The following is a 205-nucleotide window of genomic DNA, read 5'->3' on the forward strand; positions in this document are numbered from 1 at the left end:
AATCCTGGGCCTTCTCAATGGCAAAAAAAACTTTGGGCTTATCTTTTAAACTGCCGATTACTTTTAAACGATATCCAAAGGTGATATAAAGGGGACCAGGTGCCCCAAAATCCTTTGGCTCTAGTTTAAACTCAAATAAAAATCCCTTATTGCTTATCTTTTGAGGAGAATATACATTGATGTCCTGAGCCAATACCTTCCCAAA

At 37.6% G+C, this 205-nt stretch carries 1 pseudogene; it reads right to left on the bottom strand.

Features of this window, described 5'->3' with window-relative positions:
- Positions 1 to 205 (bottom strand): annotated as a pseudogene (locus tag ACYQ0O_RS13280) (hypothetical protein); the annotation flags it as partial.

Source organism: Desulfothermus okinawensis JCM 13304 (assembly GCF_054654515.1).